We start from the raw sequence: 707 nt of genomic DNA, 5'->3' as shown, positions 1-707 counted from the left end.
CCGTCCCGCGCATCATCACCCCCAGCATGCCGTGCAAAGGGTGAATCACGTTCTCAAACCCCTGTCGAGGCAGAGTTTTTCAGCAGCCTGTTAAGTGGATCGTTGGCAATGATGCGGAACACAGGATTCCGCGGTTCGACCCGACGGTCGTGGCGGACTTCAAAGACCGCTTCACCCATCCAGCGCGGATTGCCGAGCAGCATGGTCTCCAGGTCGGTAAGGTGGTTAGTCGGTTGAAACGGCGGGGAGTTCGGCCTGCGCTCACAAAAGGTGAAGTCGGTGAAGATTTCTACCGGACCCGCGATCTGAAGACGGATCTGTTCACTTAACATAAGGGGCCCTATCGACCATGAGATGGGCTGATAGAGAAGGAAACTTACGATCTGGGATTCATTGATTGGGAGGCAGAAACTTGAGGGAACATCGTAGCGCGGATGATACCAAGCGAGACATATCCGCGGCGCTCGCAGACTTGTCAGGCGTGTGGACCAAGCAGGCTCGCGAAATCACCAAGGTATTCGAGGGTCTGCGTGAAAAACATGCAGCGGACGTAGCAAAGATCCGTGAAGCGTTTGAAGCGGTGCACGCCACCTGGCAGCCACTTTTTGCCGAGTTAGAGCGTTTTCCGATCAATCTGCATCGTATCCGCAGGCGGCGAAGTAGTTTTCGCATTCCTGGTGCGTGAAGCAGTCGATGAGTTCGCCGAT

General features: G+C 55.3%; 2 protein-coding genes. One reads left to right on the top strand and one right to left on the bottom strand.

Annotation, left to right across the window (positions count from 1 at the left end; translation table 11 throughout):
- Positions 1-53: 53 nt before the first annotated feature.
- Positions 54-332 carry a hypothetical protein gene (locus P1J78_RS25085; RefSeq protein WP_275570093.1) on the bottom strand — a complete coding sequence of 93 codons (279 nt, stop codon included), beginning with the start codon at positions 330-332 and terminating at the stop codon, positions 54-56.
- Positions 333-481: 149 nt separating this feature from the next.
- Here P1J78_RS25085 and P1J78_RS25080 point away from each other — a divergent pair, with 149 nt between their 5' ends.
- A complete protein-coding gene (locus P1J78_RS25080; RefSeq protein ID WP_275570092.1) occupies positions 482-685 on the top strand; it encodes a hypothetical protein in 204 nt (67 codons plus the stop codon).
- Positions 686-707: the final 22 nt, after the last annotated feature.

This window comes from Psychromarinibacter sediminicola (genome assembly GCF_029168335.1).
GTDB classification, from domain to species: Bacteria; Pseudomonadota; Alphaproteobacteria; order Rhodobacterales; family Rhodobacteraceae; genus Psychromarinibacter; species Psychromarinibacter sediminicola.
The sequence above is the reverse complement of the archived record's forward strand: the minus strand, read 5'-3'. Positions and strand labels throughout refer to the sequence as shown.

What these genes read in the sequence shown, in the direction of transcription:
- P1J78_RS25085 (WP_275570093.1), bottom strand. Translation starts at nt 332, where the DNA reads ATGTTAAGTGAACAGATCCGTCTTCAGATCGCGGGTCCGGTAGAAATC.